The sequence below is a fragment of the Bradyrhizobium sp. STM 3843 genome, assembly GCF_000239815.1.
In the GTDB taxonomy this organism is placed as follows: Bacteria; Pseudomonadota; Alphaproteobacteria; order Rhizobiales; family Xanthobacteraceae; genus Bradyrhizobium.
Map to the genome: position 1 here is coordinate 37,839 of NZ_CAFK01000098.1, position 6,000 is coordinate 43,838.

General features: G+C 63.9%; 5 protein-coding genes. 3 read left to right on the forward strand and 2 right to left on the reverse strand.

Annotated elements, in window-relative coordinates; translation table 11 throughout:
- Positions 1–243: 243 nt before the first annotated feature.
- Complete coding sequence (locus BRAS3843_RS13495) at positions 244–1,440, reverse strand: acetylornithine transaminase (RefSeq protein WP_008969463.1); 1,197 nt, start codon at positions 1,438–1,440, stop codon at positions 244–246.
- Between the two features lie 377 nt (positions 1,441–1,817).
- On the opposite strand from BRAS3843_RS13495, the gene BRAS3843_RS13500 reads away from it, so the two are divergent.
- On the forward strand, positions 1,818–2,951 hold the full coding sequence (locus tag BRAS3843_RS13500) for a DUF2336 domain-containing protein (RefSeq protein ID WP_035981652.1): 1,134 nt from the start codon (positions 1,818–1,820) through the stop codon (positions 2,949–2,951).
- Between the two features lie 23 nt (positions 2,952–2,974).
- On the opposite strand, the gene rimO is transcribed toward BRAS3843_RS13500, so the two are convergent.
- A complete protein-coding gene (gene rimO, locus BRAS3843_RS13505) occupies positions 2,975–4,300 on the reverse strand; it encodes a 30S ribosomal protein S12 methylthiotransferase RimO (protein WP_008969465.1) in 1,326 nt (441 codons plus the stop codon).
- A 112-nt stretch (positions 4,301–4,412) separates the two neighbouring features.
- Between rimO and BRAS3843_RS13510 the strand changes: the two genes are divergently transcribed.
- Positions 4,413–5,003 (forward strand): ANTAR domain-containing protein, encoded by a 591-nt coding sequence (locus tag BRAS3843_RS13510; RefSeq protein ID WP_008969466.1) that lies wholly within the window; start codon positions 4,413–4,415, stop codon positions 5,001–5,003.
- Positions 5,000–6,000 (forward strand): CmpA/NrtA family ABC transporter substrate-binding protein (locus tag BRAS3843_RS13515; RefSeq protein WP_035981645.1); only part of this gene is annotated, 1,001 nt, incomplete at its 3' end. The genes BRAS3843_RS13510 and BRAS3843_RS13515, both read left to right, overlap by 4 nt.

Here is a 6,000-nt window from a genome sequence, read left to right on the forward strand (position 1 = left end):
TGGCCGACCTCGTTGTCGGCCCATGATGAGCAGCTTGCTCCCGGCAATGCCTCTTTCCCCGGCAGCCTGGACATTTTCCGTGCAATCGTTATATCCAATGTGATATAACGATTGGCGAACCGTCCGCGGGCTTTCGGCGCGTGAAGCATCCGCGCGAACCGCTCGCGCTGTCTTTGACCTGGATCAAATCACAGGCTCGCGTCGATAAACGACGCGAGCCTGTTGCATTTCGAAGCGGGAGGCTCAGGCAACGCGCCGGGCGGCGCCCACCTTGGTCAGGATTGCATCGAGCAGACCTATCATCTCGACGATCTCCTCCCGCGTGACGTTCAGCGCCGGCATGAAGCGCAGCGTGTCCGCCTGCGGTGCATTCAGGAGAAGGCCGGCTTCGAAGGCCTGGCTTACAATCGCCATGGCGATCGGCAGCTTCAGATCGAGCGCAAGCAGCAGCCCGCGGCCGCGGACCTCGCCAAGCCCGTGCCGCGCCGACAGCCGCTGCAACTCGGCCTCGAGATAAAGGCCGGTCTCGGCGACTGATTTCAGGAAAGCCTGCTGGCCGATCTCCTCGATCACCGCAAGCCCCGCCGCACACATCAGCGGATTGCCGTTGAAGGTGCCACCCTGATCACCATGCTCGAAGCAGGAGGCCTGCTCGGTCGCAAGCAGCGCAGCCAACGGCACGCCACCACCCAAACCCTTGCCGAGCGTCATGATATCGGGCGTGATCTCCGCATGCTCATAGGCGAATAGCTTTCCGGTTCGTCCGATGCCGGTCTGGATCTCGTCCACGATCAGGAGCAGGTCGTGTTGCCGGGTCAAGGTGCGCAGCTCGCGCAGGAATGCGTCCGTTGCCGGCCAGACGCCGGCTTCGCCCTGGATCGGCTCGAGCATGACCGCGACGGTCCGGTCCGAGATCAGCGCTTCAACCGAGGCGATGTCGTTCAGGCGCGCCTTGGGAAACCCGGGCACTTTCGGCTCGAACAGCGGCTCGAACGCCTTCTTGCCGGAGGCCGCCATGGTGGCAAGCGTTCGGCCGTGGAAGCCACCGGCAAAAGTGATGATCTCATAGGCGCCGCCTTTGTGCCGCGCGCCATATTTGCGTGCGAGCTTGATCGCTCCTTCATTCGCCTCCGCGCCGGAATTGGCGAAGAAGACCTGGTCGAAGCAGGACTGATCGACCAGTGCTTTCGCAAGCCTCAGGCTGGTGTCGTTGAAATAGGCCGGGCTTGGCGTGATCAGCCGTGTTGCCTGGTCCGCCAGGGCCTTGGCCACAGCAGGTGGGGCGTGACCGAGCGCGTTCACGGCCCAGCCCTGGATGAAGTCGAGATAGCGCTTGCCGCCATCGTCCCAGAGGCGCGAGCCCTTGCCCTGGACGAACACGGTTTTCGGGCGCGCGGTGATCTCCATCAGCGCGTCATAGGGGTAAGGGGCAGTCAGCATTGCGGACACTCCTGGGCTGGGACGAGGGATGAGAATGAACGGGGGCCAAAAGCGAGAAGGCCGCTTCCTTGCGGGAGCGGCCTTCTCGAAACCTGAAGCTGATGTGCAGCTAGCTGATCAGCATCGTTCTCGGACATGGCGCGCCCCGGCATCGTCACGGCGGTGACGACGGCAAGCGGCGGCGCGGCGGTTGGTCCGAATGATGATCATGCCGTCGCCATACAGGCGGAGGTCGGGTGGTGTCAAGGTACGATCCGCCGCTGACCGAGGGCGCAAGCGGCAGAAAAGGGGGCCTCTCGCCGTCAGAAGGCAATTTTACGAAACATTTAGGCAACACATTTACCATGGTTGCGATCATGGGAATGCAGGCGCTCGGGATGAGCGATGTCGATCCGAACCGAACGATCGCTGATGAGGTAGAGGCCGCGATAGCCGCGGGCTCGACGGATCGCTGCTGCGAAATGGCCGGACGCGTCGGCTCGCTGTTTGCCGCCTCGGCCGGGCATCTGGATATCGAGCAGCATGCCCTTTTCGCCGACATTTTCGAGCGGCTGGTCAACACCATCGAGCTGCGTGCACTGGCCGATGCGAGCGCGCGCATCGCGCTCGCCGAGCTGAGCGCGCAATTGGCGCCGGTGTCTCAGGCCCCGGCGCCGGTCATCCGCCGGCTGGCCCGTCACGAAGACATTGCGGTCGCCGGTCCGGTGCTGTCGGAATCGCCGCGGCTGGCGGCACCCGACCTGATCGAGATCGCGCAAACGAAAAGCGAAAAGCACCTGCTGGCGATCGCCGGCCGCTGGTGGCTGCAAGAGATCGTCACCGACGCGCTGCTCGCCCGCCGTTACCCGAGTGTCAGTCGCCGGCTGATGAAGAATCCAGGCGCGCGGATTTCGGCCGCAGGTTTCGCGGTGGTTGTCGCGCAGGCTGTTGCAGATCCGGAATTGGCCGTCATCACCGGTATCCGCGCCGATTTGCCGGCGGGCTTGCGCCTCCAGCTGTTGCGGGATGCAGCGGAGGCGGTGAGGGCGCGGTTGCTGTCGTCAGCACCGCCGCATCTCTACGAGGAAATTCGCAGCGCGATCGCCGTGGCCGCGGCGGGGGCGGCCAGGGACATGTCGCGAGGCCGCGATTTCGCGGGCGCCAAGCTGGCGGCGGAGCGGTTGAAGAAACAGGGCAACCTCAACGAGACCACGTTGCATGAGCTTGCCACCCAGCGCCGCTACGAGGACACCATCGCTGCGCTCGCCGAGCTTTCGAAGTCGAGCATCGAAGTCGTGCGGCCTCTGATGCAGAGCCTGCGCAGCGACGGCATCCTGGTCCCCTGCAAGGCGGCAAATTTGCAATGGGACACCGTGTGCGCGGTTCTCGATAGCCGCTTCATATCGGGCGCCACCAATCCCGGCGAGCTCGACAAGCTCAGAGCAAAATATACCGCGCTGACGGCCGAGGAGGCGCATCGTCTCTTGAAGCTTTGGGCCGTACGAACGATTGCGCCGCCCAAGAAGCACTAAAAACGAGAAGCACGCTGCATCAATCAGAAGCCGGCGACGGTGCCGTGCAAGTCATATTCGTCGGCGCGCTCGATCTTGGCCGTGACGATCTCGCCGACGCGCAGCGGACGGCGGCTGGACAGATAGACCGTCCCGTCGATCTCCGGCGCATCCGCCTTCGAGCGGCCCTTGGCCACGGTCGGGCCGACCTCGTCGATAATGATCTGCTGGCGCGTGCCGACTTTGCGCTTGAGCTTGCGTGACGAGATCTTCTGCTGACGCGCCATCAGCGCATTCCAGCGCTCCTGCTTGATCTCGTCGGGGATCTGATCCGGCAGTGCGTTCGAGGTCGCGCCCGCTACAGGCTCGTATTTGAAGCAGCCAAGGCGATCGATCTCGGCCTCATCCAGCCAATCGAGCAGATAGTTGAAATCCGCCTCCGTCTCGCCGGGAAAACCGACGATGAACGTCGAGCGCAGCGCCAGATCCGGACACTGCGTCCGCCACGCTTTGATGCGGTCGAGCGTCTTGTCTTGCGCAGCAGGACGCCGCATCGCCTTCAGCACGTTCGGGCTGGCGTGCTGGAAAGGAATATCCAGATACGGCAGCACCTTGCCATCGGCCATCAGCCCGATGACCTCATCCACATGGGGATAGGGGTAGACGTAGTGCAGCCGCACCCAGGCGCCGAGTTCGCCGAGCTCCTTTGCCAAGTCGATAAATTTGGCGCGGACGGAGCGATCCTTCCATGGGCTTTCGGCATATTTCAGGTCGAGACCATAGGCCGAGGTGTCCTGGGAGATGACCAGCAGCTCCTTGACCCCGGCAGCGACCAGCCGCTCGGCCTCGCGCAGCACGTCCGCGGCCGGGCGCGACACCAGATCGCCGCGCAGCTTGGGGATGATGCAGAAGCTGCAGCGGTTGTTGCAGCCTTCAGAGATCTTCAAATACGCGTAGTGCCGCGGGGTCAGCTTGATGCCCTGCGGCGGAACCAGGTCGAGCAGGGGATCGTGCGCCGACGGCAGCGCGCGGTGCACGGCCTCCACCACGCTCTCATAGGCCTGCGGGCCGGTGATCGACAGCACCCCCGGATAGGCCTGCTCAATCGCTTCGGGTTCCGCGCCCATGCAGCCGGTCACGATGACCTTGCCATTTTCGGCCATGGCGGCGCCGATCGCCGACAGCGATTCCTGCTTGGCGCTGTCGAGGAAGCCGCAGGTATTGACGATCACGACGTCGGCCCCGTCATGCTTGCGGGCCAGCTCGTAGCCCTCGGCACGCAGCCGCGTGATGATGCGCTCGGAATCGACCAAAGCCTTGGGACATCCGAGCGAGACAAAGCTGATTTTCGGCGCTGTGGCCTGCGACATACCTGAACTGCCTGGTGAATAGGCGTCCAGCTAGTCCTAATTCCTCATAAAGACAAGGCTTTAAGCCAGCGAAGACCATGCTATGGATGGCAGCCCGGAGACCCGTCAAGCGATGACTGCCGAGCAATCGCCCAAAATCGTCATTGTCGATGAAAGCCCGATTCGCGCCGCCATCCTGCAGGAGGGCCTGCGCGAGGCCGGCTTCACCGGCGTGGTCCATATCAGCGAGATGCAGGGGCTGCTCGCGCGCATTTACGCGCTGGATCCCGACGTCATCGTCATCGATCTGGAGAACCCAAGCCGCGACGTGCTGGAGCAGATGTTCCAGGTCAGCCGCGCGGTGCGCCGGCCGATTGCAATGTTCGTCGACCAGAGCGACGCGGCCTCGATCCAGGCGTCCGTCGAGGCCGGCGTGTCGGCCTACATCGTCGACGGCCTCAAGAAGGAGCGGATCAAGCCGATCCTCGACCTCTGCATCTCCCGCTTCAACGCCTTCTCCAAGCTGCAGGACGAGCTGGAGCGGACCAAATCGGCGCTGGAAGACCGCAAGGTGATCGACCGCGCAAAGGGAATCCTGATGAAAATGAAAGGCTTCACCGAGGAGGAGGCCTATGTCCTTTTGCGCTCCACCGCGATGCGCGAGAAGAAGAAGATCGGCGAGATCGCCCAGTCGATCCTGACCGCATCGGAGATGTTGAAATGAGTGCGCCGCTTCGGATCGGTTTCATTCCCCTGGTGGACGCGGCCGCGCTGATCGTGGCGGTCGATAAGGGATTTGCCGCGGCCGAGGGGCTCGACGTCACGCTGGTGCGTGAGGTCTCCTGGTCGAATGTCCGCGACAAGCTCAATATCGGTCTGTTCGATGCGGCGCACCTGCTGGCGCCGGTGGCGATCGCCTCCAGTCTCGGCATCGGCCATGTCAGGGTTCCGATCGTCGCCCCGTTCAATCTCGGGGTGAACGGTAACGCGATCACGGTCACATCGGCACTGCACGCCGATCTGATGGCCCATCTCGACGGCGACCGCTTCGATCCGATGGCAACCGCGCTGGCGCTCGCCCGCGTGGTGGCCAAGCGCCGCAGCGATGGCGCGGAGCCCCTGACCTTCGGCATGACCTTTCCGTTCTCGACTCACAATTACCAGCTCCGCTTCTGGATGGCGGCCGGCGGCGTCGATCCGGACGAGGACGTGCGGCTCGTGGTGCTGCCGCCGCCTTACATGGTCGACAGCATCAAGAACGGTCATGTCGACGGCTTCTGCGTCGGCGCACCCTGGAATTCGATCGCGGTCGATCTGGGCATCGGCCACATCCTGCACTTCGTGTCCGACATCCTGGTGCGTGGCGTGGAGAAGGTGCTGGCGCTGCGGCAGAACTGGGCCGAGAGGAATCCCGATGTGGTTGCGGCTTTGATCCGCGCCTGCTCGCGGGGCGCCGATTTTATCGAGCAGGACCACGCCGAGGCGGCGCAAATCCTGGCCCAGCCGGAACGGATCGGCGTCGATGCTGATGTCATCCAGCGCACGCTCGATGGCCGGTTGAAGGTCGCGCCGGATGGAGCCTTGCGCGAACACCCGCGCTATCTCCTGGTGGGGCGGGAGGGCGCCGGACGGCCTGATCCGGTGCAAGCCGCCTGGCTCTATGCCCAGATGGTGCGGTGGGGACAGACGCCGCTCAGCCCGGAGGCCCTGAAGACGGCAAT